The sequence below is a fragment of the Bradyrhizobium sp. CCBAU 11434 genome (genome assembly GCF_028128895.1).
Lineage (GTDB): Bacteria > Pseudomonadota > Alphaproteobacteria > Rhizobiales > Xanthobacteraceae > Bradyrhizobium > Bradyrhizobium zhengyangense.
On the sequence record NZ_LBJX01000033.1, the window covers coordinates 1 to 1,147 of the forward strand.

Genomic DNA, 1,147 nt, shown 5'->3' on the forward strand with positions numbered 1-1,147 from the left:
TGAGCTGCTGCCGGTTTGATGGGCACCAAGATTAGGTGTTTCATGAAGCCGGAGGTGGGCGATGAAGAGACGGAAGTTCAGTCGCGAGTTCAAGATCGAGGCGGTCAAGCTTGTTAGGGAGCGTGGAGTGTCGGTGGCGCAGGCCGGGCGCGATCTGGATGTTCATGAGAACGTTCTGCGCAAATGGGTGAAGGAGTTCGGCTCCGATCCTGTGCAGGCCTTTCCCGGCCACGGGCAGATGAAGCCGGAGCAGCAGGAGATCGAGCGGTTGCGCCGTGAGGTCGCCAAGTTGAAGGCCGAGCGGGGTATCCTAAAAAAGGCCGCAGCCTTCTTCGCGAAGGAAGCGACATGAAGTTCGTCTTCATCGCGAAGCACCGGGCGATCTGGCCGGTGGCATGGCTATGCGATGCGCTGGGGGTGTCGCGGTCGGGCTTCCATGCCTGGCTGAATCGCTCGCCGAGCGCTAGATCCCGCAGTGACGAAGAGCTCGGCGGCAAGGTGAAGGCCAGCTTCATGGCGAGCGACCGCACCTATGGTGCGCGCCGGGTGTGGCGTGATCTGCTCGCCGATGGGGCGGACTGTGGTCTGCACCAAATCGAACGGCTGATGCGCCTGCAAGGCTTGCGGGCGCGGCCGCGACGCCGGCGCTTGCCGAAGGACAACGGCGATCGGCAGCTCGAGACCGTGCCGGCGAACCTCCTTGACCGGCAGTTCGCCGCCGAGCGGCCGAACCAGAAGTGGATCGCCGACTTTACATATCTCTGGACAGCCGAGGGCTGGCTCTACGTCGCAGCAGTAATCGACCTGTTCTCACGCCGGGTGGTGGGTTGGTCGATGAGCGCCGCCAGGACAGCTCAGTTGGTAACCGATGCCCTGCTGATGGCCGTTTGGCGACGCGGCAAGCCGGACGCCCTGTTGCACCACTCCGACCAGGGCAGTCAGCACACTAGCGAGCAGTTCCAGCGTTTGATGGCCGACCACGGCATTCTCTGCAGCATGAGCCGTTCCGGCAACGTCTGGGACAACGCGGCGATGGAGAGCTTCTTCTCGTCGCTCAAGACCGAACGGACCGCCAACAAGATCTACCGAACCAGAGACGAGGCACGAGCCGATGTGTTCGACTATATCGAAAGATTTTACAACACGA

Annotated in this window: 1 protein-coding gene; it reads left to right on the forward strand. The window is 62.2% G+C overall.

Annotated elements, in window-relative coordinates; translation table 11 throughout:
* Positions 1-61: 61 nt before the first annotated feature.
* Positions 62-1,147, forward strand: a protein-coding gene (locus XI06_RS12905) for an IS3 family transposase (protein ID WP_271605482.1) whose coding sequence is annotated in 2 segments (ribosomal slippage) — positions 62-311 and positions 311-1,147 — 1,087 coding nt annotated over the 2 segments. Because the reading frame shifts where the segments join, the coding sequence is not laid out codon by codon here. This gene is flagged as partial in the annotation.